We start from the raw sequence: 25663 nt of genomic DNA, 5'->3' as shown, positions 1-25663 counted from the left end.
TATGCGCTATATCTCTACCCGTGGCACCGCCCCTGTCCTGTCCTTCGAAGAGGCGATGCTGACCGGCCTTGCCCGTGACGGCGGGCTCTATGTGCCCGAAACCATCCCGACGCTTACGCCTGAGCAAATCAACGCCATGCAGGGCCAAAGCTACGAAGAGGTCGCCTTTACGGTTATGCGCCCCTTCATCGGCGACACGTTTACCGACGACGAATTCCGCGCCATCATCGCCCGCGCCTACGAGGGTTTCGGCCACACCGCCCGCGCACCCCTGGTGCAACTGGCTCCGAACCACTTCCTGCTGGAACTCTTCCACGGCCCGACATTGGCGTTCAAAGACTTCGCCATGCAGTTGATCGGCCAGATGTTTCAGGCCGCTCTGGGTCGCAAGGGCGAGCGGGTGACCATCGTCGGCGCGACCTCGGGCGACACCGGCTCGGCCGCGATCGAAGCCTTCAAGGGGCTTGATAACGTCGATGTTTTCATCCTCTACCCGCATGGTCGGGTGTCTGACGTGCAGCGCCGCCAGATGACCACGCCAGCGGAGTCCAACGTCCACGCGCTGGCCATCGATGGCGATTTCGACGACTGCCAAGCGCGCCTGAAAGACATGTTCAACGATTTCGACTTCCGCGATTCCGTGCGGCTGGCAGGGGTGAACTCGATCAACTGGGGCAGGGTGCTGGCGCAGGTGGTTTACTACTTCACAGCCGCTACCAGCCTCGGCGCACCGGGCCGCGAAATCAGCTTCACCGTGCCCACCGGCAACTTCGGTGACATCTTTGCTGGCTACATCGCCAAACGCATGGGCCTGCCCATTGCCGATCTGGTCGTCGCCACCAACCAAAACGACATCCTGCACCGCTGTCTCTCAGGCCAAGGCTACCACAAAGGCGGCGTAACCCCCTCAATCAGCCCCTCGATGGACATCCAAGTCTCGTCCAATTTCGAACGCGCCCTTTTTGATGCATACGACCGCGACGCCGGGGCCGTGGCGCAACTGATGGACGAATTGGGGCAGGGCGGTTTCGATGTCTCCCAAGGCGCCATGCAGGCGCTGCAAGACACCTACCGCTCGGGCCGCGCCTCGGAAGAAGAAACCAGTGCCACCATCACCGACCGCCGCCGCACCACGGGCGAGCTGCTCTGCCCACATTCCGCCGTTGGCGTGAAAGTCGCAGATGAGCTGCGCGATCCGGCCACCCCGATGGTCACGCTGGCCACCGCGCATCCGGCCAAATTCCCCGACGCGGTGGAAGCCGCCACCGGCATTCGCCCGCCCCTGCCGCCGCGCATGGCGGACCTTTTCGACCGGGAAGAACGTTTCACCCGGCTGCCCAATGACCTCGACGCGCTGAAAGCGCATATCAAAGGAAACCTCCCCGCGTGAGCCTCCAACAGACCACATTGCCCAACGGCTTCCGGATCGTCACCGAACATATGGAGGGGCTCGCCTCCTCCGCCATCGGCGTCTGGGTGAACGCAGGCGCACGGCACGAAACGCCGCAGCAAAACGGCATCGCGCATTTCCTTGAACACATGGCCTTCAAGGGCACCGCCACCCGTTCGTCGCTGCAAATCGCCGAAGCGATCGAAGACGTGGGCGGCTATATCAACGCCTATACCTCGCGCGAAGTTACCGCCTATTACGCCCGCGTGCTGGAAAACGACGTGGCGCTTGGCCTCGATGTGATCGCCGACATCCTGCGCAATCCGGTGCTGGACCCCTCAGAAGTCGAAGTCGAACGTGGCGTGATCTTGCAAGAGATCGGCCAAGCGCTCGACACCCCCGACGACGTGATCTTTGACTGGCTCCAAGAGCAGGCCTATCCAGATCAACCCATCGGCCGCACCATCCTCGGCCCGTCCGAACGTGTCTCGGCCTTCTCGCGCGACGATCTGCAACGCTTCATCGCGGACCACTACGGCCCCGAGCAGATGATCCTCTCGGCTGCCGGTGCCGTGGACCACGACAAGATCGTAAAACTGGCCGAAAGCCTCTTTGGCGACATGCCCTCGAAAAAGCTCTACCAGATCGACAGCGCCCGTTTCGGCGGCGGCGAGTTCCGACAGGTCAAACAGCTTGAACAGGCCCATTTCGCCCTTGGCTTTGAAAGCCCCGGCTACCGCTCGGATGACATCTACATCGCCCAAATCTACGCCTCTGCCTTGGGCGGCGGCATGTCTTCGCGCCTGTTTCAAGAGATCCGCGAAAACCGCGGCCTCTGCTACACGATCTTTGCCCAAGCAGGCGCCTATGCCGACACCGGGATGACCACGATTTACGCCGGCACCAGCGCCGAGCAATTGCCCGAACTGGCAAACATCACCATTGACGAGATGAAGCGCGCGGCCTCTGACATGTCCCCCGCCGAAGTCGCCCGCGCCCGCGCCCAGATGAAAGCCGGGCTGCTGATGGGGCTGGAAAGCCCCTCGAACCGCGCCGAACGTCTGGCCCGCCTCATCCAAATCTGGGACCGCGTTCCGCCCCTCGAAGAGACCGTGGCCCAGATCGACGCCGTCACCACCGGCGATGTGCGCGATTTCGCCGAGCGCATGGCGACCCAAGCTCCGGCGGCATTGGCCCTCTACGGCCCGGTCGACAGCGCACCAACGCTCGACGAGCTTCACAGCAGACGCGCCGCCTGATGCTGCTGGGGCGACGCAAACTGCGGATCGAAACGGAACGGCTGACCCTGCGTCCGCCGATCCATGCCGATTTCCGCGCCTGGTCCGCCCTGCGCCGCGCCAGCAACGACTACCTGCGCCAGTGGGAGCCGACATGGGCCGAGGACCACTTGACCCGCAAGGCTTTCACCAACCGCGTCTACTGGGCGCAGCGCTCGGTGTCTTCGGGCAACGCCATGCCACTCTTCCTGATCCGCCGCAGCGATCAAAACCTCGTCGGCGCCATCACGCTCGACAACATCCGCCGCGGCCCCGCGCAATCCGGCACGCTCGGCTATTGGACGGGCGAACCCTTCGCCCGCCAAGGCTACATGCGCGAGGCGATAGAGGCGACGGTGCATCAGGCCTTCACCCGGCTTGACTTGTCTCGCATCGAAGCCGCCTGCCTGCCGGAAAACCAAGCCTCCCGCGGGTTGCTAGAGAAGGCTGGCTTTAAATATGAGGGCGTCGCGCAAAGCTATTTGCAAATCGATGGCCGCTGGCGGACCCATGTGCTCTATGCCTCCCTCCGTAAAGATCGGCGCGGCCGCACGGATGTCGGCTAGGTCTCCGGGCGCTGTCCGAAACGTCCCCCTGGTCCCGCAGGGTTCACACAGGGGGAACACTCCCCCATCCCCATCAAGCATCCGCACCGACTGTTCATACGCTTTGCCCTTGCATCCTCCTGCGCTGCGCAGGATCTAAGGACCATGACACTGAACCCCGCCGACACAGCCTTCACCGATACCCTGCGCGCACAACTGCCCGACGACGTGCTGCGCAAGCCCGAACAGCGCTACCTCGAAGAACCCCGAGGCCGCTACGCCGGGCAGGGCGGTGTGCTGGCCCTGCCGCGCAGCACCGAAGAGGTCGCCACCCTGATCCGCGCGGCCCATGCCGCCCGCGTGCCGGTGGTGCCCTATGGCGGCGGTACCGGCCTTGTCGGCGGGCAGATCAGCAGCGATGGCCCTGCACCGCTGATCCTCTCTCTTGAGCGCATGAACCGCATCCGTGCCGTGCTGCCCGAAGAGAACGTACTGGTCGCCGAAGCGGGCGTCATCCTCGCCGATGTCCAAGCCGCCGCCGAAGAGGCAAACCGCCTCTTCCCCCTGTCCCTCGCCGCCGAAGGGACGGCGCGCATCGGCGGCACACTCTCGACCAACGCAGGCGGCACCGGCGTGCTGCGCTACGGCAATGCCCGCGACCTTTGCCTCGGTCTCGAAGCCGTCCTGCCCGACGGCCAGATTTGGCACGGCCTCACGCGCCTACGCAAAAACAACACCGGCTACGATCTGCGCAACCTGTTGATCGGCGCCGAAGGCACGCTCGGCGTGATCACCGCCGCCGCCCTCAAACTCTACGCGCGCCCGGCCCGCAGTGGCACCGCGTTGATGGTCGTCGAAAGCCCAGCGGCGGCGCTGACGCTTCTCTCCCTCGCGCGGGACCACTTGGGCGAAATGATCAGCGCTTTCGAACTGATGCACCGCAGAGGTTTCGATTTCCTTTACGAAACCCTGCCCAACATCCGCCAACCCTTCGCCGAAACCCCGCAATGGAGCGTCTTGATCGACATCGGCACCCCCGGAGAGATCGATACCCACGCCGCGCTAGAGACACTCTTCGCCGCCGCCCTCGACGCAGGTCTCGTCTCGGACGGTCTCATCGCCCAAAACGCCCAGCAGGCCCAAGATTTCTGGACGATCCGCGAAACCATCCCAGAGGCCAACCGCCTGATCGGCTCGGTCTCCAGCCACGACATCTCGGTGCCCCTCGGCGCAATCCCCGAATTCATCACCCGCGCCACCAAAGCACTGAACGCCCTCGGCGATTTCCGCATCAACTGCTTCGGCCATGTCGGAGACGGCAACCTGCATTACAACGTCTTCCCCGCAAAGGGCAAAACCCGCGCCGATTACGAAGATCAACGCGATGATGTGAAAGGTCTGGTCCACGATCTCGTCCATGAACTCGGCGGGTCATTCAGCGCGGAACATGGCGTGGGCCGCGTCAAGGTCGATGACCTCGAACGCTACGGCGACCCCGCCAAGCTCGCCGCCATGCGGGCGATCAAAACGGCCCTCGACCCCAAGGGCATCATGAACCCCGGTGCCGTCCTACGCGGTTAAAGCCCGTCGAAAGCGCAAAGCGCATGGACCTCTTTGCCAAGCGCTTCCAAACGCTTGCGCCCGCCCAATTCGGGCAGATCAATGATAAAGGCGCAAGAGACGATCTCACCCCCCAAACGCTCAATCAGTTTGATCCCGGCCTCCGCCGTACCACCCGTGGCCAGCAGATCGTCCACAACCAAAACCTTCTCGCCCGGCTTGATCGCATCGTCATGCAGCTCAACAATGGCCTCGCCATATTCAAGCTTATATTCTTGACTGATCACCGTGCCGGGCAGCTTGCCCTTCTTGCGGATCGGCACAAAACCCACGCTCAATTGATGCGCAATCGCCCCGCCAAGGATGAAACCGCGCGCTTCCAACCCGACCACCTTGTCGATGTTGATCCCCGCATAGGGATGCAGCATCTGGTCGATCGCCATGCGAAACCCGCGCGGATCGGCAAAAAGCGTTGTCACGTCACGAAACATGATTCCCTCATGGGGGAAATCTACGATCGTGCGAATATAATCCTGAACCTGTTTCATGCCGCCCTTCCGCGTGTTTGACCGGACCCGTCTTAGCGCAACGCGCCGCCCGGGCGAACCCCCCATCTGCGCCCGCCGCACAACATCCAGAAAGGGGCGCCAACCCCCCTCCCTTCATCCTTTCTTAAATACCGTCCGCACTCAGCCAAGCAGGGCCGCTGCCCGCGGTCAAAGCATCCGCCCCGCCACCGCATCCAGCTTGGCCAGCAACTCCGGATCGCGCGCATCCGGCTGGGTCAGGATCGCAAACTCCAGCGCCCGGTCACAGCCATGCGGGCAGGGCGCGCGCTCGGCACCCAAAAGCGCGGGCAGCCGCGAAACCATGGCGCGGCCCTTGTCAGCATTACCCATCAGCGTGGCGATGATCTGCGTCACATCCACCTCGCCATGGTCGGGGTGCCAACTGTCGTAATCAGTGATCATCGCCACGCTCGCATAGCAAAGCTCGGCCTCGCGGGCGAGCTTTGCCTCGGGCATATTGGTCATGCCGATCACATCCGCGCCCCAGCTTTCGCGGTACATTTTCGATTCCGCCAATGTCGAGAACTGCGGCCCCTCCATTGCCAGATAGGTGCCGCCACGGTGCACGTTAATGCCCGCGTCCCGCGCGGCGGTCTCGCAGGCGTCGCTTAACCGCGGGCAGGTGGGATGGGCGACAGAGACATGGGCCACGCAGCCGGGGCCGAAAAAGCTTTTCTCGCGGGCCATGGTGCGGTCGATGAACTGATCGACGACCACGAAATCCCCCGGTGCCATCTCCTCGCGGAACGACCCGCAGGCGGAAACGCTGATCACATCCGTACAGCCCAATCGCTTGAGCGCGTCGATATTCGCGCGGTAGGGGACAGAGGTCGGCGTATGCACATGCCCCCGGCCATGGCGCGGCAGAAAGACCATGGCGACCCCGTTCAGCGTTCCGGTCAGCACCTGATCCGACGGCGCGCCCCAAGGAGTCTCAACCGTGACCCAATCGGCATCCTGAAGCCCGTCGATGTCGTAAATGCCGGAGCCGCCGATCACGGCGATTTTCGTATCTGTCATGGAGGGAGCCTGTGCCTTGGATGGTTGCCGGTAAGGCCCAAAGAACCTCATAGAATGCCACGGGGATCAAGTGTTTTTGCCACGAGACGCGACACGTCTGCGTCAGGGGGGGGGCGGTCCTGCGCCGCTTACTCGGTCCTCCAAAGTGTTTCTGCATTGCAGCAAACTCTGCCCGAGGGGAGGCAATACGCTTTTCTTCGCGGCGAAATTCCTCTAGATGCAGCCAAAAGCGCCCCGCATCCGCGGTCAGGGCGCTATATCCGTTTTCCGAAAGTCAAAGGACGCCCCCATGCGCGCCACGCTGCACAATTTTGCCAAGAACCTTGATGTGACCGATCTGCGTTGGATGCCGGATGACGGTTTCTCCATCGGGCGGCTGCGCATCGAATTGCTGTCGGGGCTGACCGTGGCGCTGGCCTTGGTGCCCGAAGCGGTGGCTTTTGCTTTTGTTGCCGGGGTACACCCTCTGGTCGGACTTTATGCTGCCTTCCTCGTTGGTCTCATCACCGCGCTGATCGGTGGTCGGCCGGGTATGATCTCGGGCGCCACAGGCGCGCTGGCGGTGGTCATGGTGGCCTTGGTGGCGCAGCATGGGGTTGAATACCTCTTTGCCACCGTGGTGCTGATGGGGCTTTTGCAGATCTTCGCAGGGGTCATGCAGTGGGGCAAGTTCATCCGGCTGGTGCCGCATCCGGTGATGCTGGGCTTCGTCAACGGTCTGGCGATCGTGATTTTCCTTGCCCAGATGAGCCAGTTCAAAGTGCCCGGCACCATGGTCGATACCGGCCACGGCATGGGCGGTGGCGAATGGCTTTCGGGCCAGCCGCTCTACCTGATGCTGGCGCTGGTGGCGGCAACCATGGCGATCATCTGGATCACCCCGCGCATCACCAAACTGATCCCCGCGCCGCTTGCGGGCATCGGGGTGATTGCCGCTCTGGTGATCGGTTTCGGCCTCGACGTGCCGCGGGTGGGCGATCTGGCTTCGATCCAAGGCGGCCTGCCGAGCCTGCATATCCCCATGGTGCCGCTCACTTGGGAAACCTTTGAGATCATCTTGCCCTATGCCGTGATCCTCGCCGCCATTGGCCTGATCGAAAGCTTGCTGACACTGAACCTTGTGGGTGATCTTACCGGCAAGCGCGGCGGCGCCAGCCAAGAGTGCATCGCCCAAGGTGTGGCCAACACGGTCACCGGTTTCTTCGGTGGCATGGGCGGCTGCGCGATGATCGGTCAGTCGATGATCAACGTGAAATCCGGTGGTCGCACCCGTGTTGCCGGGATCGCGGCGGCAGTGTTCTTGCTGCTTTTCATCCTCGTTGGTTCCTCGGTGATTGAACTTATCCCGCTTGCCGCCCTCGTTGGCGTGATGTTCATGGTGGTGATCGGCACCTTCGCTTGGAACTCGCTCACCATCCTGCGGAAAGTGCCGCTGATCGATGCCTTCGTCATCATTCTGGTGACGGTGGTGACCGTGATGGAAGACCTCGCCGTGGCGGTGGTCGTCGGCGTGATCGTCTCGGCGCTGGCCTATGCGTGGAACAACGCGCGCCGTATCCATGCGACCACGCGGGGGTCGGTGACCGAAGAGGGCGCCAAGGTCTATGAGATCCACGGCCCGCTGTTCTTCGGCTCGTCCGATGGCTTTGCCGAGCTGTTCGACGTGGAGAACGACCCCGAGGTGGTGATCGTCGATTTCGCCGACAGCCGGGTGGTGGATCAATCCGCGCTACAGGCGATCGAGGCGATAGCCGCGAAATACGAGGCGGCGGGCAAGCGTCTGCAGTTGCGTCACCTGAGCCGCGATTGTCACCGGTTGCTGACCAAGGCGGGGCATCTGATGGTCGATAGCGATGACGACCCTGATTATGAACTGGCGGTTGATTACGACGTGCGCACCGGGGTTCTGGGCGGGCACTGAATAGAAAACCCGGCATCATGAGGTGCCGGGTTTTTTCTAGCCTTACACGCTAGTCCAAATTCACTTGGATAAGATTGCCACCCCGGCCCGTGATCAAGCCACAAGTGCCGGTCCATCGCCTGCTCGCCCGTCACGCCAAAGCCATGCCGTCAATCATGGCGCATCTTTGGTGCGACCGGGTAGGCGATTTGGTGAGGCTTCGGCGGACTCCGCGAACGCACATCATGGCTGAGCCATAAAGGGCCAAAGGCGACGTTAGATCGCCCACCCGCGGGCAAGCGATGACGCTCGCATTGTTGGGCTGACCAGCGGCGACTGACGCCACCGGCCCCTCAGCCTTCAATCATCCGGCCGCTTCAGTTCGAACACATCCCGCACCACCGTGTAATCACGGTAGCCCAATCGCGACAGCGGCTGGAACCGGGTCACATCGAACCGCCCGTCCACCACACAATCATCGCGCATATGCACGCCCACGACCTCACCGAAAACCGCGAAGTTCGCCTCTCCCGGCAGTTGCACGATCTGCGTCAGCTTGCATTCGAGGCTGGCTGGCGCATTTGCAACCCGCGCACAGGCGATCTGCTCACATTCGGCCTTGTCGATCCCGGCGCGGGCGAATTCGTCCTCGCCATGGGGCAGGGTGGCCGAGGTCACGTTCATCACGTCGCGCGCTGCGTATTCCACCACATTCACGCAGAACACCCCGGTCTCGCGGATATTGGCCACGGAATCCTTGGTGCCATCCACATCATCCTTGGCGCTGGTCGAGGCAAACATCACCTGCGGTGGCACATAGGCCACGGCGTTGAAGAAAGAATAGGGTGCGAGGTTGTCGCGGCCCTGACCGTCACGGCTGGAGATCCAGCCGATGGGGCGGGGGCTGACGATGGCGTTGAACGGATTATGCGGCAGACCATGGCCGTCTTCGGGACGATAGAACATGAACACTCCTTGATGGTTTGCACCCATGGCTAGCCTCATGCTACGTCCAGCGCCACCCGCAATTGCTCCTGAAAGCCTCCGGCCTTGCATCAGACGCCCTACAAGATGACCCCGGAGGTGCCCGCCGACCATTGGGAGGTCGAAGCGCTCTATGACACCTGTTTTGCGCCGGGGCGCGAAGCGCTGTCGTCTTACCGGCTACGCGACGGCGTGCCGCCTGTGGCGGGGCTGAGCCATGTGGCGCGCGACAGTGCAGGCATTCTGGCGGGCGCGATCCGCTATTGGCCCGTGCGCATCGGCGCGGCGAACGCACTGTTGCTTGGCCCGGTGGCTGTGCACCCGACAAGGCAAGGCGAAGGGCTGGGCGCGGGGCTGATCGAAACCTCACTAGAGCAAGCGGCCCCGCTGGGGTGGGAACGTGTGATGCTGGTGGGCGACGCGCCTTATTACAACCGCTTCGGCTTTACCCTGCTGCAAGACGTAGAGATGCCCCCGCCCACGAACCCCGCGCGCATCTTGGGCCGCGCCTTGGCCGAGGGGGCTTGGGCCGGGGTCACCGGCAAGGTTCGCCGCTGGCACGATTGATTTTACCCCAGACCCGACCCACATTGAGCCTAAGCTCAAAGAGGGACGCCCATGCAGATCGAAAGCAACCTGCCCAGCACTATTGATGTCGACGCCCGGCTGGATGAAATCGCCCGCCGCTATAAACAGGCGGGCGGCGTGGGCATTCATGTGCTGAACCTCATCGGCGGCAGCGCGGATGGGTTGATCGACCGATTGCCGGGTGCAGTGCGCCGCAATCTCGAAGGGGCGACGATGAAGGCGCTCGGCCATGCCATGCAGGCCGCCCATTCCAGCCGCAGCTATGTGAAGGACCAGCAGGGCTGGCTGAACCAAGCGGTCTCAACCGCCATGGGGGCCGCTGGCGGGGCCGGGGGGCTGCCCACTGCATTGGCCGAACTGCCCGTGACCACAACGCTGCTTTTGCGTGTCATCCAAGGCGTGGCGGCAGAACATGGGTTTGATCCGGCGGCTGAGAATGTGCAGTTCGACTGCGTCCATGTCTTCACCGCTGCAGGGCCGTTGGCCGATGACGATAGTGCCGATCTGGGGTTTCTGACGGTCCGCATGGCGCTGACGGGCCGCGCGATGAACGCGGTGATCGCCCGCGTGGCCCCACGGCTGGCATTGGTGATGGGGCAAAAGCTAGCCGCGCAGGCGGTGCCGGTGCTGGGCGCTGTGGCCGGGGCGGCGACAAACTATGCCTATACCAGCTATTACCAAGACATGGCCCATGTGCATTTCGGCCTGCGCAGACTGGCGATAGAGGCGGATATCCCGCAAGAGGATCTGGTTGCCCGACTGCGACAGAAAATGGGTCGGACGCCGCCCAAGATCTGATCAGCGCCCGATACTGCCCGGCGCTACGGTGGTGGCCTTGATGATGGCGTAGCACCCCATCCCCTCGCGCAGATCAAGATCGCGCACTGCCCGCGCCGTGACGCGGGCAAGCAGGCGGTCACCGCCCGCGTCCAGCGCAATGGCAGCGCCCGGCCCGTCACCGGGGTGCACGGCATCCACCCGCACGGGCAGAATGTTAACCGAAGACAGCCCCTCGGGCCGCTGGCGCGACAAGATCACATCCTGCGCCAAGACCCGCAGCCGCACCCGCGTGCCTATCGGCGCTTGCACCCCCGGCAATTCCAGCTGCCCCGCTCGCACGGCGAGGGTCGAAAGCCCGTCTTCTGCATGGGCGATGACGTCAGCCTCCAGCACCGCACCCGCTTCGCGCACGCCCAGCAGGGGCACGGCGGCGGGGTCGGCCATGACATCAAACAGCGCGCCCTGCGCCTTTAGCCGCCCGTTTTGCAACAAGACCAGCCGATCGGCGAGCCGGGCAATCTCATCCACCGCGTGGCTGACGTAGAGGATCGGCAGGCCCAATCCCCCGTCGCGCAGGCGTTCGAGATAGGGCAAAATCTCTTGCTTGCGCGGGCCATCAAGGCTCGCCAACGGTTCGTCCATCAGCAGCAGGCGCGGATGGCAAAGCAGGGCGCGACCAAGGGCAACACGCTGCTTTTCTCCGCCCGACAGGGTCGCCGGGGCACGGACGAGCAAGGGTTCAAGCCCCAGAAGCGCCACGACATCCTCAAAGCCCGCACCTTGGCTGCCACGCGGGGCATAGCGCGCGCCGAAGGTCAGGTTCTTGCGCACATCAAGATGCGGAAAAAGCCGCGCATCCTGAAAGACATAGCCCAGCCTGCGGCGATGTGGCGGCACCCAGATGCCGCGCTGCGTATCCAAGAGCACCTCACCCTCCAACACCACGCGGCCGACATCAGGGCGCAGCAATCCGGCAAGCGCGTTGATCACGGTCGTCTTGCCCGCACCCGAGCGGCCAAAAAGCGCGGTGATGCCCCCTTCGGTGGTGAAAGACAGGTCTAGATCGAAGCCGTCGAACCGATGGCGCAGCGTGACCTCCAGCATCAGCGCGCCCCGGCGATGCGTCTGGCGACCCGCCGGGCCAAAGCTTCGGAAAGCAGCACGGCGGCCAGCGCCACCAGCCCGGCCAGCGCCGCCATGGTCAGCGCGCGGCTCTCACCGCCCGGCACCTGCAATGCCGTCCAAATCGCGCTCGGCAGGGTTTGGGTCTGGCCGGGGATATTGGCAACGAAGGTGATCGTGGCACCGAATTCGCCCATCGCCTTGGCAAAGCCCATCACCGCCCCGGCAAGGATGCCGGGAAAGATCAGTGGAAGGGTGACGCGGCAGAACACGCTGATGCGCGGCGCGCCAAGCGTGGCGGCGGCGGCCTCGATCCGTGGGTCAACGGCTTCGATCGCCAGCCGCATGGCGCGGACCATCAGCGGAAAGCTCATGATCAGAGCAGCCAGCACTGCGCCGGTCCAATGGAAGGCAAGGCCGATGCCGAAACTCTCCAACAGACGACCCATGGGGGCGTTGCGGCCAAAGCTCAACAGCAGCAGATAGCCCGTCACCACTGGCGGCAGAACCAGTGGCAGATGGACCAACGCGCTCAACACGCCCTTGCCGCGAAACTCCTTCCGGGCGAGGATCCACGCAACCCAAAGCGCCAGCGGCAGAGAGCAGAGCATCGCCACAGTCGCCACCCGCAGCGACAACAAGAGCGCGGCCCAAGCGGCAGCGTCAAGATCCATGATCGGCCCGAAGGAAACCATGATCCTCAAGGATCGTCTGCGCCTTTTGCGTGATCAGGAAATCGACCAGCGCGGTGCCTTCCGGCGTCAGGGCAGCGGCGGGATAGGTGATGGGGGCATGGGTATCGGCAGGCACCTCATAGACGATCTGCACGTCCTCCTCGGCATGGGCGTCACTGGCATAGACCACGCCAAAAGGCGTATCACCGCGCGCGACCAAAGCCAGTGCGGCGCGGACATTGTCGGTCTCGGCCAATTGGCTTTGCAGGCTCTCCCATAGACCCTCATGGGTCAGCCATTCGCGGGCATAGCTGCCTGCGGGCACCGCATCGCGTTGGCCCATGGCGAGCCGCCCCATGCGGCCCAGCCGGGCGGGCAGGTCGGCAGGCTGGGACAGCGCGGCGGTGCCACGGGGGGCGATCAGCACCAAGTGGTTGCGGGCGACGATCTGGGCCTTCTTTGCGGTGCTAACCCCTTGATCTGACAGCCAATCCATCCAATCGGTGTTCGCGAGAAGGACGACATCGGCAGGCGCTCCGGCAGCGACCTGACGCGCCATCGTGCCCGAACCGCCGTAGGCCACGACCAATGGCGCGGGGAACGCTTCTGCGATCTCCTCCAGCGCGCCGCGTAGGCTGGCGGCGGCAAAGACGGTCAGCGGAGCCTCGGCCCGAAGGGGGAGGGCAAGGCCGCAGAGCAGGGTCAGAAGGGCGCAAAATCTTATCATTTTGGTAGTATCTTTGATGCATTGAAGGGGGGCAAGTGCATATGGCCAGACAAGGATTGCCGCGCTAGGGTGAAGGCGAAAACAACCAGCCAGAGGGCGCGGCTGCGACGGATGACGACACAGGCACCGATATCGCTGAACGGCGGACAAAAGGACGATCTGCGCATTCAATTTGCAGCACTTTGCTGGCGTCGTAAACGTGGCAAGTTGCAGATCTTGCTGATTACCTCGCGCGGCAGCAAGCGTTGGATCATTCCCAAGGGCTGGCCGATGGACGGTAAAACCCCCGCCGCTTCGGCTCTGGTCGAGGCATGGGAGGAAGGCGGCGTCGTGGGGCAGGTGCGCGGGCAATGTCTGGGCGTTTATAGCTATGCCAAAACCGGGGAGGATGGGGCAGTGCCCTGTTTGGCGATGCTTTACCCGGTGAAGGTCAAGACATTGGCGAAACAGTTCCCCGAGAAGGGACAGCGCAAGCGGCTGTGGTGCTCGCGCCGGAAAGCTGCGCGGTTGGTGGATGCGCCCGATCTGGCGCGGCTGATCCGCGATTTCGATCCGTGCAGCGGCGGTCTGGCGGGCTGATTGCGCGACAATGGCACGTGCGGGCCGATCCCGCCTGTCTTGACCTCGTTCCTGCGGCAGCCCATTTAGAGCAGAGAGTTCAAGGACCGGGCGAATGATCCGTTATGCGTTGAAATGCGAGGCCGGACATGGCTTCGACAGTTGGTTCCAATCGGCGGCAGCCTTTGACAGCCTCGCCCGCGGCGGCCATCTGAGCTGTGCCGTCTGTGGGTCGGCCGAGGTGCGTAAATCGCTGATGGCCCCGCGGGTCACCTCGGGCGAGTGCGCCCCCGAAGCGGTCGAGAAACCGCAGCCCGCCGAGAAACCCGCGCCGGTCCTGTCCAATCCGGCGAGCGATGTGGAAAAAGCGCTGACCGCGCTGCGCAACAAGGTCGAGGCGACCTCGGACTATGTCGGCAAGAATTTCGTTCGGGAAGCGCGCGACATGCACGCGGGGCGCACGCCCGAACGCGCGATCTATGGCGAAGCGCGGCTGGATCAGGCCCGCGCCTTGATCGAAGAAGGCGTCCCGCTGATGCCCCTGCCGTTCAAACCCAAACGCCAACTTTCCTGAAGGCGCATTCTCGCAAAGGCGCATTCTGGTAAAGGCCGATTCTGATAAAGGACCCTCCATGACCATTGTGATCACAGGCGCGAGCCGCGGCATCGGCGCGACGCTGACCGCACAGTATAAAGATGCAGGCGAAGAGGTGATCGGCACCGCCCGCGGCGCGGGGGCGGAGGCCGTGTTGGATGTGACCGACCCGACAAGCCACGCCGCTTTTGCCGCAAGCCTCGCGGACCGTCCGCTGGACTTGCTGATCTGCAATGCAGGCGTCTATCTGGACAAGGGCGATGATCTGGATGCGGGCTTCGGGCCTGATCTCTGGGCGCAGAGTTTCGGGACCAATGTGACCGGGGTTTTTCTGACGGTGCAATCGCTCCTGCCGAACCTGCGTGCGGCAAAGAGCGCGAAAATTGCGATTAACGCCTCGCAGATGGGGTCGCAGACGCGGGCACCGGGGGGCAGCTATATCTACCGCGCCTCCAAGGCGGCGGCGATCAATCTGGGGCGCAATTTGGCGGTGGACCTGAAGCCAGAGGGCATCGCGGTGGGGATTTACCACCCCGGCTGGGTGCGCACTGATATGGGTGGTGATCAGGGCGAAATCAGCGTGGCGGAGTCTGCCCAAGGTCTTGCCCAGCGGATCGCTGCGCTTGATCTGGCGCGGACGGGCGCGTTTGAGACATGGGATGGCCGGGCGCATCCGTTCTAGGGCACTCGACATAACGTCATGTTAAATAGGCTTGCCCTTGCCGTGCCGTGGGCTTAGACCGCGCTGGACTGTTGCGCGGGGGACAATATGCCTGTTCTGGTTATGAAATTCGGTGGGACTTCGGTCGCCACTTTGGACCGTATCCGCCGCGCGGCAAAGCGCGTCGGCGTTGAGGTGGCCAAAGGCTATGACGTGATCGTCATCGTTTCGGCCATGTCGGGCGAGACGAACAAGCTGGTGGGCTTTGTCAACGAGACTTCGCCGCTTTATGACGCGCGCGAATATGATGCGATCGTGTCGAGTGGCGAGAATGTCACCGCCGGGCTGATGGCGCTGACCTTGCAGGAAATGGACGTGCCCGCGCGGTCTTGGCAGGGTTGGCAGGTGCCGGTGCGTACCACCGATGCCCATTCCGCCGCGCGGATTGAGGAAATTCCAACAGACAACATCACCGCCAAATTCGGCGAAGGCATGAAGGTTGCCGTGGTCGCAGGCTTTCAGGGCATCAGCCCGCAGGGCCGGATCACCACGCTGGGCCGGGGTGGGTCTGACACGACCGCCGTGGCCTTTGCCGCTGCTTTTGATGCTGAGCGCTGCGATATCTATACCGACGTGGACGGCGTTTACACGACCGACCCGCGGGTCGAATCCAAGGCACGCAAACTTGACAAGATTTCCTTTGAAGAGATGCTGGAACTGGCCTCTCTCGGGGCGAAGGTTTTGCAAACCCGGTCGGTCGAGCTGGCGATGCGCTACAAGGTTAAACTGCGCGTGCTGAGCAGTTTCGAAGAACAATCTGACGATGCCGGGACGCTCGTCTGCGATGAGGAGGAAATCATGGAAAGCAATGTGGTGGCCGGGGTCGCGTTTTCCCGTGATGAGGCAAAGATGACCTTGGTGTCCGTGGCGGACCGCCCCGGCATCGCGGCGACGATCTTTACCGCGCTCAGCGAAGGTGGCGTGAACGTCGACATGATCGTCCAAAACATCGCCGAAGAAGGCCGCACCGATATGACGTGGTCTTGCCCCGTCGATCAGGTGATCCGCGCCGAAAAGGCCATGGAGAAAGCCCATGAAGAGGGCATCATCAACTATCAAGAGTTGATCGCCGACAAGGGTGTGGCCAAGGTTTCCGTGGTGGGCATCGGCATGCGCAGCCACACCGGCGTGGCCGCTAAGATGTTCAAAGTCCTCTCGGATGAGGGGATCAACATCAAGGTTATCACCACCTCTGAGATCAAGATCAGCGTGTTGATTGACCGCAAGTATATGGAGCTGGCCGTGCAGGCGCTTCATGATGCTTTCGAGCTTGATAAAGCCGCTTAAGCATCTGCGATCAAATGGGTTTTACGCGATGTCGCGCCTCGCGTAAAACTGCAGCATCCCGCCGATATGCTGGCAGAGGATGCAGGGTATGTCGCGAATAGCATTTCTATCCTTGCGCGAGTGCGCTAAACCCTGCTCCAGAGGGACAGGGACCAGATCATATGGCCGAACGGGTTGAAACAGAAAGCCGCAAGCTGCTGGGGCGGCTGCGTGATGCGATGGCCAGTGATGTGGCGGGGCAAGCGCGGCTCGATAAGATCACCCAGTTGATCGCCAACTCCATGGGCTGCGAAGTCTGCTCGATCTATCTGTTTCGCGACGAAGACACGCTTGAGCTTTGTGCCACCGAAGGTCTGAACGAGGCGGCGGTGCATGAAACCCGTATGAAACTGGGTGAAGGTCTGGTGGGGCGCGTGGCTAAGCGCCGCACGGTGATCAATACGCCCGATGCGCCGCAGGCTGCCGGTTTCCGTTTCATGCCAGAGACGGGGGAGGAGATTTATTCTTCGTTCCTTGGCGTGCCGATTCAACGCCTGGGCGAGACGCTGGGCGTCTTGGTGGTGCAGTCGAAACAGGCACGCGAATTCTCGGCAGATGAGGTCTACGCGCTTGAGGTCGTGGCCATGGTGCTGGCCGAAATGGCCGAGCTTGGTGCCTTTGTCGGCGAGGGCGCGGCGATGTCGGCGCGCCACAGCCAGCCGGTTCTGCTGCGCGGCACCGTGGGGCAAGAGGGCGTGGCCGAGGGCCATGTCTGGCTGCATGAGCCGCGGGTGGTGGTATCCAACCCCATCGCCGATGACCCGGAGCGCGAGACGGAGCGTTTGACCGAAGCGGTCGAGCAATTGCGCGTCAGCGTTGACCAATTGTTAAGCCTTACCGCCGACAAAGAGCAGCAACAGGTGCTTGAAGCCTACCGCATGTTCGCCAATTCCAAAGGCTGGATGCGGCGCATGGTGGAGGATATTCAAAGCGGGCTGAGCGCCGAGGCTGCGGTCGAGAAAGAACAATCCATGGCCCGCGCCCGTCTGGGGCAGGTCAATGACGCTTATCTGCGGGAGCGACTTTCGGATCTGGATGATCTGTCGAACCGTTTGCTGCGTCATCTGACGGGGCAGGGAAGTGATACCGGGGCCGAGATGCCCGTCGATCCGATCCTTGTGGCGCGCAACATCGGCCCGGCGGAATTGCTGGACTATGGGCGGACGCTGCGCGGCATCGTGTTGGAGGGCGGCTCTGTCGGGTCACACGCGGCTATTGTGGCGCGGGCGCTGGCGATTCCGCTGATCGTTCACGCGAGCCGCATCACCAATGATGCGCTGAATGGCGATCACATCATGGTTGATGGGGAACAGGGCGTGGTGCATTTGCGGCCCGACGATACCGTGGCCACGGCCTTTCGTGACAAGATCGCGATGCAGGCGGCGGCGCAGGAGCGCTATGCCTCGATCCGCGATAAACCGGCTGAGACGAAATGCGGGCGGATCATCAGCCTGCAGATGAACGCGGGGTTGATGGCCGATCTGCCCTCGCTCGAAGGGTCGGGGGCCGAGGGCGTGGGGCTGTTCCGCACCGAATTGCAGTTTCTGGTGCGCAACCAGATGCCCCGCCGGACCGAGCTTGCGGCGCTTTACGCGCGCGTGCTTGATGCCGCGCATGGCCGCCGGGTGGTGTTTCGCACGCTCGACATCGGCTCGGACAAGGTGCTGCCCTATATGAAGCCTCATGATGAGCCGAACCCGGCTTTGGGCTGGCGCGCGATCCGGGTGGGCCTGGACAAACCCGGTGTCATGCGCATGCAGTTGCAAGCCCTGATCCGCGCCGCTGCGGGCCGCCCGCTGGCGGTGATGTTTCCCTTTATCGCCCAGTTCGAGGAATTCCGCGCCGCCCGCGCCGAGGTCGACAAGGCAATGGAGCGCGAGCGTATCTTGGGCCATGTGTTGCCCGAAAAGCTGGAAGTCGGCGCCATGCTTGAGACGCCCAGCCTCGCCTTTGCGCCAAAGAAGTTCTTTGAAGAGGTTGAGTTCCTGTCGATCGGGGGCAACGATCTGAAACAGTTCTTTTTCGCCGCTGACCGTGAGAACGAGCGGGTGCGGCGGCGGTATGACACGCTGAACGTCTCTTTCCTGACCTTTCTTGAGGGCATTGTGGAGCGCTGTGCGCAAACCGATACGGCACTGTCTTTCTGCGGTGAGGATGCGGGCCGCCCGGTCGAGGCGTTGTGTTTCGCGGCTATCGGGCTCAAGACCCTGTCGATGCGCCCGGCCTCAATCGGGCCGGTCAAAAGCCTGCTGCGGCGCTGCAACCTTGATGACGTGCGCGAGGTTATCCACGCGGCGCGCGAGCGGGGTGAGATGTCGGTAAGAGGCGCGGTGATGGACTACGTGCGTCAGCAGCACCAGCATTGAGGCCCGCAGCTATTTGCCGTGATAGTCGCGAAACCAGGCGACGAAACGCGCGATGCCTTCGTGAATATCGGTTTGCGGGCGATAGCCGGTAAGCCGGTGTAGCAGCGTTGCATCGGCCCATGTGGCGGGGGCGTCGCCCATCTGCATGCCCATATAGTTGCGCACCGCCCGCTTGCCGAGCGCGGCTTCGATCGCTTCGACGAAATCAAGCAAGCGGACCTTTTCGGAATTGCCGATATTCACCACCCGGTAGGGCGCTGCAGGAGAGAGCGAATCCCATTCCGGCGGCGGCGCTGCGCTGCCCGGTTGGGGCGGAACGCAGTCCATCAGCAGACGGATGCCGCGCACCAGATCATCGACACAGGTGAAATCGCGGTACATCTCTCCGTGATTGTAGATATCGATCGGGCGCCCGTCGAGGATCGCATCGACGAATTTGCTCAAGGCTAGGTCGGGGCGCCCCCAAGGCCCGTAAACGGTGAAAAAGCGAAACATCGTCGTCGGCAGGTTCCACAGATGGGCATAGGCATGGGCCATCCCCTCATTCGCCTTTTTCGTGGCGGCGTAGATCGACAGGGGCCGGTCGGTGGCCCCGGTTTCGCCAAAGGGCATATCGATATTGGCCCCGTAGATCGAAGAGGATGAGGCCATGAGCAGATGTTTGACCTCCAGCCGCCGCGCGGCTTCCATTACGTTGAAAGTGCCGGTGATATTGGCTTCGAGAAAGGCGCGGGGATGGTCGATGCTGTGGCGCACGCCCGCTTGCGCCGCGAGGTGGACGATCATGTCTGGCTGAAAGTCATCGGCCAGCGCATCGAAGGTCTCGCGGTCTTCCAGCAGCGCCTCTTTGGTCGTGAAATGCTCATGCTGAAGCAGCATCGCGTGGCGGCGTTGTTTCAAGGCGACGTCGTAGTAGTCGGTCATCCCGTCATAGCCCTGCACCCGCGCGCCCTCGGCCAGCAGCAGGCGGGCAAGGTGAAAGCCGATGAAGCCGCCCGTGCCGGTGACCAGTATCCTCTGCGTGCTGTCCATTCTGGCATCCTCGCGCATGCGGCATGCCGCGCCCATTGAGCCTGCGGCTTGAGTTGCCTTTTCCATGTCCTGATCAAGGTTGGGATGTGAATGCTGAAAATTTGGTTAAATTTGGCATAGAAACGGCAAAGCACTTGCTGGCGGGGCGTCAATCAAGCCCCGGCAAGGCAAAACGGTTCGCGGGCTGCGCGATCAGAGGGCGAGGGGTCGCGCGAAGATTTACATCAATGCCCGCGCTGAAACGTGATCTGACCGTCCATAATGGCGGTGATCGCATCTACGTCGGTAATCGTCTCGGCGGGCCATCGGGTCAGATCATGGCTCAGAACGGCAATGTCGGCGTCCATGCCTTCTTTCAGCCGTCCGCGTGTATTCTCGGCAAACTCCGCCCAAGCGTTGTCGAGGGTATAGCTTGCGAGGGTATCTTGGAGGGTCTGGGTCTGATCCGGCCAATCGCCGCCGAGGTCCAGCGGCGCGATGGCCGCCTTGAGCGTGGACATCACATCCACCGGGATGACCGGCCAATCGGTTGAGAAGATCACCCGGGCCCCGGTGTCACGAATGGTTTGCCACGCATAGGCCCCTTCGATCTGCTCGGGGCGGATATAGTCCCCGACGCCAGAGGGCGGAAAGACATGGCCCCGAGGCGCGTGGCCGGGCTGGAGGGAGGCGACGATGCCCAGATCGGCGAGCCGGGGAATGTCATCCGGGTGGATCACTTCGATATGTTCGATCCGGTGGCGGCTGTCGCGTTTTCCATTCGCCTTTTGGGCGGCCTCATAGGCGTCGATCGTTCGGCGCACGGCGGCGTCTCCGATGGCATGAACGGCGATCTGAAACCCCAGCCGATCCGCTTCGACGCAGGCGGCGACGAAATGCTCTTGGGTGAAAACCTCACCGCCGCAATTGCCATTTCTGCCCATCTCCCCCGGATAGGGCTGCAGCATCAGTGCGGTCCCGCTTTCGATCACCCCGTCGATGAACATTTTGACGTGACTACAGCGGACCTTATCCCCTTGAAAGTCATCGCGCAGGGCAGGGGCTTCGCGGGTCAGACGCGCGACAGTGTCCGTGCCTTTGAGGTGAAAGGGCACATGGCAGCGGCAGAGCAGGCGGCCCTCGGCTTCCAACTCAGACAGAAGCTCAAGCTGATAGCGGTTGCCATCCATCAGATGCAGACCGGTGATGCCCTGCGCGGCGCAATGGGCCAGCCCGCGTGCGATAACGTCCTTGTCCATCGCGCGCTGCGCAGGTGTGGCGGGCGGCTCGGGGTCGCGACCGGCGGTAAGGCCCAACATATCGCGGCCGCCATAGCGGGTGAGCGATAGGATCGGGCTATAGGCGCCGGGCTCAAGCAACTCCCCATTGGCGAGCCCATCTTCCCCCATCACGATTTCAGAGCCTGCGTCGACCTTGCCGCCTTGCAAGAGCCCTGCCGCCTTCAGCGCGGCGGTGTTGGCCCAGACCGTGTGATGGTCGGGGGCGAACATGGCGAGCGGGCGGTCGGGCAGGATGGCATCAAGGTCATGCCGGGTGAGGGTCTTGCCGGTGCCCAAAATGCCGTAGTCTGCCATGACGCAGAACAGCATTTTATCGTCTGGGTTTGCCTCGGCATAGGGCAGGATCGCGCGGCGCATCTCCTCCAGCCCGGTGAGGCCATAGAGGTTGAGATATTCCAGTTCGACGGACCCGCCAAAGAGATGCACGTGGCTGTCGATAAAGCCCGGCAGCACCGTGCCGCCCTGCGCATCGATCACCTTGGTGTCTGGGCCGATCAGCACCGTGATCTGAGCATCCGATCCGACCGCCGAGATCTTATTACCGGTGATGGCCAAAGCGCTGGCTTGGGGCTGATCCGGGTCAAAAGTGATCAGCGCCCCGTTGTGGATGACAATATCTGCCGGCATGGTCTTAGGGTCCTTATTGCGATGCGCGCCCCGACCGATGGCCGGGACGCAATGTGTTTATCGAACAAAGCGCGCGTTATTTCTGAAGGTCGGTCCAGATCGCGGTATATAGCTTTTGCGCCTCGGGCGGGCAGACCTTGGCGACATAGGCGGCGCTTTTCAGGTCTTCGGGCACAACCACTTCGGGGGCGGACTTCATGTCTTCTGGCATGAACGCATCGGAGCCTTTGATGCCGTTGGCGTAGCGGGCGAACTCGGACAGCATCGCGGCGTTCTCCGGGTCCATGATGAAGTTGAGGAAGGTCTTGGCTTCTTCGACGTTCTGCGCGTCCGCCAAAATTGCGGCATTGTCCATCCAGACTGGATAGCCCTCTTGCGGGTAGCCGAAGGCGATGTCGGGGTTCTGGTTGCGCGCTCGGAAGGATGCGCCGTTCCAGTTCACCCCGGCGGCGAGGTCACCCTTGGCGTATTTCTCGATATTGCCGTAGTCCATCGACAACCAATTGGGCTTGGCCTCGCGCAGAATGTCGCGGACTTTTTTCAGCATTTCCTTGTCGGCTGTGCATTGCTCACCGCCCGCAAAGTGGATCGCCATGCCCATCACGTCATTCATCTCGGGCACCACATTGATCTTGCCCTTCAGCTCTTCTGGCGGGTCAAAGATCACGGCGGCGGTATTGATGTCGCCATCATAGACCGCGGTGTTCACCGTCACCCCGACGGTCCCCCACTGCCATGGCACGGTGTAATTGCGGCCCGGATCGAATTCCACATCGACCCACTGCGGGTCCATGTTCTTGAAGTTCTCCATCTCGTTGGGCTTGCTTTCCATCAGCAGCCCTTCGCCCACGAAAATCGGGACATAGGTGCCCGAGGGCACGACGATGTCAAAGCCGTGACCGCCCGCTTTGATCTTGGCCAGTGCCGTATCGTTGCTGTCATAGTCCGTGATGGTGACCTTGATGCCGGTCTCTTTCTCGAACTTTTCGATCATGTCGGGGCTGGTGTAGTTGCCCCAGTTGTAGATGTTCAACTCGCCTTCGGCCATGGCAGGCCCCGCGAGGATGAGCGTGAGTGCCGTCAGTGTCTTTTTCATGTCTAGCTCCCGTTGGTTAATTATTTTTTGACTTTGCTGAGCAGGGTATAGGCGATCACCATCGTCACCGAGATCATCAACAGAACAGTTGAAATCGCATTGATCTCAGGTGTCACCACCCGCCGTAGTTGGCCCAGCATATAGGTCGGCAGGGTGTCCTGCCCGGCGGATTTCACAAATTCGGTAATGACCACGTCATCAAGGCTGATGACAAAGGCCAGCATCGCCCCGGCGAGGATGCCCGGCCAAAGCTGGGGCAGGGTCACATGGCGGAAAACCTGAAACGGCGTGCCATAGAGATCCGCCCCCGCCTGTTCGAGGGTCAGGTCCATGCCCTGCAGCCGCGCTCTGATCGGCAGATAGGCGAAGGGAATGCAGAATGCGGAATGCGCGATGATCAGATACATCAGCCCAGTATAGCCCGTCACGACCTTGATCGAGGCAAAGAAGATCAGCAGCGCCACTGCCGTGACAATCTCGGGCACCATGAGCGGCTGGTGGATCAGCGCAAAGACCGTGGTCTGCCCCCGAAACTTGCCTGTGCGGGTGGTGCCGAGGGCTGCAAGCACAGCGACACTGGTTGAGATGGCCGCGGCAGAGACCGCGATGATAAGGCTGCGCACCGTGGCCTCTTGGACCATTTCGTTGTCCCAAGCCGAGGCGTACCAGCGCCACGAAAACCCCTCCCAGATCGCGATGGAGGTGCCCGCGTTGAAGGAATAGACCACCAGCAGGATGATCGGCATGTAGAGCATGAAAAAACACGCCATCGCGATGCTGGAAAAGCCCGTAAGCTTGCGAATGTCGAACCCGCGATTAGCCATGCTGCACCTCCTCATTCCCCGCCGCGCGGACATAGGCCAGCAGTGCCACCATCACGATAGCCAGCAGGGTGATCGACAGCGCCGCGCCCAAGGGCCAGTTGCGCCCCTGTCCGAATTGCAATTCGATCAGATTGCCGATCATTAATTGATTGCCACCGCCCATGACGCGCGGCGTGACATAGGCCCCAAGCGAGGGCACCAGCACAAGGATCGACCCCGCGATCACCCCCGGTTTCACCAGCGGCAAGATCACCCGGCGCAGCACGTGAAAGCGGGTGGCGTAAAGGTCATAGCCTGCTTCGACGAGCCGGAAATCCAACCGCTCAAGCGAGGCATAGATCGGCAGAACCATCAGCGGCAGATAGACATAGACCATGCCCAAAATGATCGAAAACTCGGTGAAAAGCATCTGGATCGGCTCATCAATGATACCAAGCGCGATGAGGATTGAGTTCACGGTGCCCTCGTTGCGGATCAATTCCAGAATGGCGAAGGTGCGGATCAGCAGGTTCGTCCAAAAGGGGATGATGATCAGCAACATCCAGAATTCGCGCTGCTTTTTCGGCCGTGTGGCGATGAAGTAAGCCGTGGGGAAACCAAAGAACAAACAGGCGAGCGTTGTCAGGATCGACAATTTGAGCGACCGCCAGAAGATGCTGAGATGGGCATCCGACCAGCCCAATGTGTCGTCGAAAATATCGCGCTGCATCAGCACGCCAAACCACGCATCGGTCGAGAAATCCCAGACCACCCCGCCATAGTCGCCGGGGGTGAGGAAGGAATAGAACAGCGTGATCAGCAGCGGCCCGCTGGCGGCAAAGATCAGGATGATCAGCGCGGGCGTCAGCAGCAGCCAGCGGTTTCGGGCGGCGCGTTTTGCAACGGTGTTTGAAAGCTCTGCCATGGGTCAGTCCCTCAGAACCTGAGCGGCACCGGCGGGGAAGGACACCCCAACCCGATCGCCCGTCACATAGGAATGCGTGACCGTGGGGCCATTTTGCTGGCGCAGTACAAATTCGCTGCCATCGTCGAGGCCGACGTGAAAATGCGTATCGGTCCCGAAATAGACCACCTCGCGCAGGCTCCCGGCCAAGAGGCCATCAGCTTCGGAGGTTAATTCCGCATGTTCCGGTCGCAGGGCCAGCGTGACCCGGCCCGTGGCGGCTTCATTCGCATGGGCCTGCACAAGCTTGCCTGAAGGCAGACGCAACTGAGCGCTCTCCCCCTCGCGGCCAATGATTTCAGCCGGTAAGAAGTTGGTATCGCCGATGAAATCCGCCACGAACCGGTCTGCAGGACGGTCGTAAATCTCGCGTGGGCGTCCGACCTGACGCACCGCGCCGTTGGACATGACCGCGATGCGATCCGACATGGTCAGCGCCTCTTCTTGGTCGTGGGTCACGAAGATAAAGGTGATGCCGGTTTCGGTCTGAAGCCGTTTTAGCTCCAGTTGCATTTTCTTGCGCAGTTTGAAGTCCAAGGCGCTCAGCGGTTCGTCCAGCAGCAGGATCTTGGGCCGTGGCGCCAGAGCGCGGGCGAGGGCGACGCGCTGCTGTTGCCCGCCGGAGATCTGGCTGGTCTGCCGATCCGCCATCTGGGTCATCTGCACCAGTTCCATCATTTCTTCGACGGTCGAGTTGATCGCAGATTTGGGCGTGCCGAGCATTTGCAAGCCAAAGCCGATGTTTTCGGCCACGGTCATATGAGGAAACAGGGCGTAGTTTTGAAAGACGGTATTGATGGGGCGTTTGTAGGGGGGCAGCGCGAGCAGGCTTTCGCCGAACATGTCCAGCCTGCCGGATGTGGGATGCTCAAACCCCGCGATCAGTCGCAGCAAGGTCGTCTTGCCACAGCCCGAAGGACCCAGCAGCGTGAAGAATTCGTTGTCCTGAATTTCGAGGTCGATACTCGCGAGCGCTTCGACCGGCGGGTTGCCGGGATACACTTTGCGCAGCGCCTGTGCGGTGATTGCCTTGGTCATCTTTCCCCCTGATCGCCCAATTCGGTTCCTAGTTTTGAGCAAAGCTTGCCCTGCATGATTGCGCCAATAGTAATTGGTGAATATACCCCTTGTGGGGTAGTGTTCTTGAGATTTTGATCAG

At 62.2% G+C, this 25663-nt stretch carries 24 protein-coding genes; 12 read left to right on the top strand and 12 right to left on the bottom strand.

Features of this window, described 5'->3' with window-relative positions; all coding sequences use genetic code 11:
• The first annotated feature begins 1 nt into the window (after position 1).
• The 4 genes from thrC to K3762_RS13670 all read left to right on the top strand — a co-directional run bounded on the left by thrC (position 2) and on the right by K3762_RS13670 (position 4793).
• Positions 2 to 1390: a threonine synthase gene (gene thrC, locus K3762_RS13685; RefSeq protein ID WP_120351627.1), complete on the top strand. Its 1389-nt coding sequence runs from the start codon at positions 2 to 4 to the stop codon at positions 1388 to 1390.
• A complete protein-coding gene (locus K3762_RS13680; protein WP_120351626.1) occupies positions 1387 to 2649 on the top strand; it encodes a pitrilysin family protein in 1263 nt (420 codons plus the stop codon). The genes thrC and K3762_RS13680 overlap by 4 nt, the downstream gene beginning before the upstream one ends.
• Positions 2649 to 3233: a GNAT family N-acetyltransferase gene (locus K3762_RS13675; protein ID WP_260009990.1), complete on the top strand. Its 585-nt coding sequence runs from the start codon at positions 2649 to 2651 to the stop codon at positions 3231 to 3233. The genes K3762_RS13680 and K3762_RS13675 overlap by 1 nt, the downstream gene beginning before the upstream one ends.
• Positions 3234 to 3377: 144 nt before the next feature.
• Positions 3378 to 4793: an FAD-binding oxidoreductase gene (locus tag K3762_RS13670; RefSeq protein ID WP_132444372.1), complete on the top strand. Its 1416-nt coding sequence runs from the start codon at positions 3378 to 3380 to the stop codon at positions 4791 to 4793.
• Here K3762_RS13670 and K3762_RS13665 read toward each other — a convergent pair.
• Complete coding sequence (locus K3762_RS13665) at positions 4790 to 5320, bottom strand: adenine phosphoribosyltransferase (protein WP_067939895.1); 531 nt, start codon at positions 5318 to 5320, stop codon at positions 4790 to 4792. The genes K3762_RS13670 and K3762_RS13665 overlap by 4 nt on opposite strands.
• Positions 5321 to 5488: 168 nt before the next feature.
• On the bottom strand, positions 5489 to 6361 hold the full coding sequence (locus K3762_RS13660; protein WP_120351624.1) for an S-methyl-5'-thioadenosine phosphorylase: 873 nt from the start codon (positions 6359 to 6361) through the stop codon (positions 5489 to 5491).
• A gap of 289 nt (positions 6362 to 6650) precedes the next feature.
• Here K3762_RS13660 and K3762_RS13655 point away from each other — a divergent pair, with 289 nt between their 5' ends.
• Positions 6651 to 8282, top strand: coding sequence for a SulP family inorganic anion transporter (locus K3762_RS13655; protein ID WP_132444373.1), 1632 nt, complete (start codon positions 6651 to 6653; stop codon positions 8280 to 8282).
• 339 nt (positions 8283 to 8621) lie between these two features.
• On the opposite strand, the gene K3762_RS13650 is transcribed toward K3762_RS13655, so the two are convergent.
• Positions 8622 to 9227, bottom strand: coding sequence for a flavin reductase family protein (locus K3762_RS13650; RefSeq protein WP_132444374.1), 606 nt, complete (start codon positions 9225 to 9227; stop codon positions 8622 to 8624).
• 105 nt (positions 9228 to 9332) lie between these two features.
• Here K3762_RS13650 and K3762_RS13645 point away from each other — a divergent pair, with 105 nt between their 5' ends.
• Both K3762_RS13645 and K3762_RS13640 read left to right on the top strand, forming a co-directional pair.
• A complete protein-coding gene (locus K3762_RS13645) occupies positions 9333 to 9812 on the top strand; it encodes a GNAT family N-acetyltransferase (RefSeq protein WP_132444434.1) in 480 nt (159 codons plus the stop codon).
• A gap of 51 nt (positions 9813 to 9863) precedes the next feature.
• Positions 9864 to 10631: an EcsC family protein gene (locus K3762_RS13640; protein ID WP_132444375.1), complete on the top strand. Its 768-nt coding sequence runs from the start codon at positions 9864 to 9866 to the stop codon at positions 10629 to 10631.
• Here the strand turns inward: K3762_RS13640 and modC are convergent, their stop codons facing one another.
• Genes modC through modA form a run of 3 tightly spaced genes read right to left on the bottom strand, consistent with a single transcriptional unit; the run spans position 10632 to position 13136 of the window.
• Complete coding sequence (modC, locus tag K3762_RS13635) at positions 10632 to 11717, bottom strand: molybdenum ABC transporter ATP-binding protein (RefSeq protein ID WP_386282399.1); 1086 nt, start codon at positions 11715 to 11717, stop codon at positions 10632 to 10634. It lies immediately after the preceding gene.
• Positions 11717 to 12409, bottom strand: a complete 693-nt coding sequence (modB, locus tag K3762_RS13630) for a molybdate ABC transporter permease subunit (RefSeq protein WP_132444377.1) — start codon at positions 12407 to 12409, stop codon at positions 11717 to 11719. The genes modC and modB overlap by 1 nt, the downstream gene beginning before the upstream one ends.
• On the bottom strand, positions 12399 to 13136 hold the full coding sequence (gene modA / locus K3762_RS13625) for a molybdate ABC transporter substrate-binding protein (RefSeq protein WP_260009984.1): 738 nt from the start codon (positions 13134 to 13136) through the stop codon (positions 12399 to 12401). Before modA ends, modB begins: the two co-directional genes overlap by 11 nt.
• A 111-nt stretch (positions 13137 to 13247) precedes the next feature.
• On the opposite strand from modA, the gene K3762_RS13620 reads away from it, so the two are divergent.
• From K3762_RS13620 to ptsP, 5 genes are all read left to right on the top strand, one after another.
• The gene (locus K3762_RS13620) at positions 13248 to 13715 is read left to right on the top strand and encodes an NUDIX hydrolase (RefSeq protein ID WP_260012824.1); all 468 of its coding nucleotides are present in this window, start codon (positions 13248 to 13250) and stop codon (positions 13713 to 13715) included.
• A gap of 94 nt (positions 13716 to 13809) precedes the next feature.
• The gene (locus tag K3762_RS13615) at positions 13810 to 14268 is read left to right on the top strand and encodes a DUF1178 family protein (protein WP_120351617.1); all 459 of its coding nucleotides are present in this window, start codon (positions 13810 to 13812) and stop codon (positions 14266 to 14268) included.
• Between the two features lie 58 nt (positions 14269 to 14326).
• The gene (locus K3762_RS13610; protein WP_260009981.1) at positions 14327 to 14971 is read left to right on the top strand and encodes an SDR family NAD(P)-dependent oxidoreductase; all 645 of its coding nucleotides are present in this window, start codon (positions 14327 to 14329) and stop codon (positions 14969 to 14971) included.
• 87 nt (positions 14972 to 15058) lie between these two features.
• Positions 15059 to 16297: an aspartate kinase gene (locus tag K3762_RS13605; RefSeq protein ID WP_132444380.1), complete on the top strand. Its 1239-nt coding sequence runs from the start codon at positions 15059 to 15061 to the stop codon at positions 16295 to 16297.
• A 161-nt stretch (positions 16298 to 16458) separates the two neighbouring features.
• On the top strand, positions 16459 to 18702 hold the full coding sequence (gene ptsP / locus K3762_RS13600; protein ID WP_132444381.1) for a phosphoenolpyruvate--protein phosphotransferase: 2244 nt from the start codon (positions 16459 to 16461) through the stop codon (positions 18700 to 18702).
• A 9-nt stretch (positions 18703 to 18711) separates the two neighbouring features.
• Here ptsP and K3762_RS13595 read toward each other — a convergent pair whose 3' ends face one another.
• From K3762_RS13595 to K3762_RS13570, 6 genes are all read right to left on the bottom strand, one after another.
• Positions 18712 to 19734 (bottom strand): SDR family NAD(P)-dependent oxidoreductase, encoded by a 1023-nt coding sequence (locus tag K3762_RS13595; RefSeq protein WP_260009969.1) that lies wholly within the window; start codon positions 19732 to 19734, stop codon positions 18712 to 18714.
• 224 nt (positions 19735 to 19958) lie between these two features.
• Positions 19959 to 21641: an amidohydrolase gene (locus tag K3762_RS13590; RefSeq protein WP_260009967.1), complete on the bottom strand. Its 1683-nt coding sequence runs from the start codon at positions 21639 to 21641 to the stop codon at positions 19959 to 19961.
• Between the two features lie 76 nt (positions 21642 to 21717).
• Positions 21718 to 22737 (bottom strand): extracellular solute-binding protein, encoded by a 1020-nt coding sequence (locus K3762_RS13585; protein WP_132444384.1) that lies wholly within the window; start codon positions 22735 to 22737, stop codon positions 21718 to 21720.
• Between the two features lie 20 nt (positions 22738 to 22757).
• Positions 22758 to 23561 (bottom strand): ABC transporter permease, encoded by an 804-nt coding sequence (locus K3762_RS13580; RefSeq protein WP_067626923.1) that lies wholly within the window; start codon positions 23559 to 23561, stop codon positions 22758 to 22760.
• Positions 23554 to 24465 carry an ABC transporter permease gene (locus K3762_RS13575; RefSeq protein WP_067626922.1) on the bottom strand — a complete coding sequence of 304 codons (912 nt, stop codon included), beginning with the start codon at positions 24463 to 24465 and terminating at the stop codon, positions 23554 to 23556. The genes K3762_RS13580 and K3762_RS13575 overlap by 8 nt, the downstream gene beginning before the upstream one ends.
• A 3-nt stretch (positions 24466 to 24468) precedes the next feature.
• On the bottom strand, positions 24469 to 25542 hold the full coding sequence (locus K3762_RS13570) for an ABC transporter ATP-binding protein (RefSeq protein ID WP_120351610.1): 1074 nt from the start codon (positions 25540 to 25542) through the stop codon (positions 24469 to 24471).
• Positions 25543 to 25663: the final 121 nt, after the last annotated feature.

The organism is Sulfitobacter sp. W074, from assembly GCF_025142275.1.
In the GTDB taxonomy this organism is placed as follows: Bacteria; Pseudomonadota; Alphaproteobacteria; order Rhodobacterales; family Rhodobacteraceae; genus Sulfitobacter; species Sulfitobacter profundi.
This window is presented reverse-complemented; position numbering and strand designations above follow the sequence as displayed.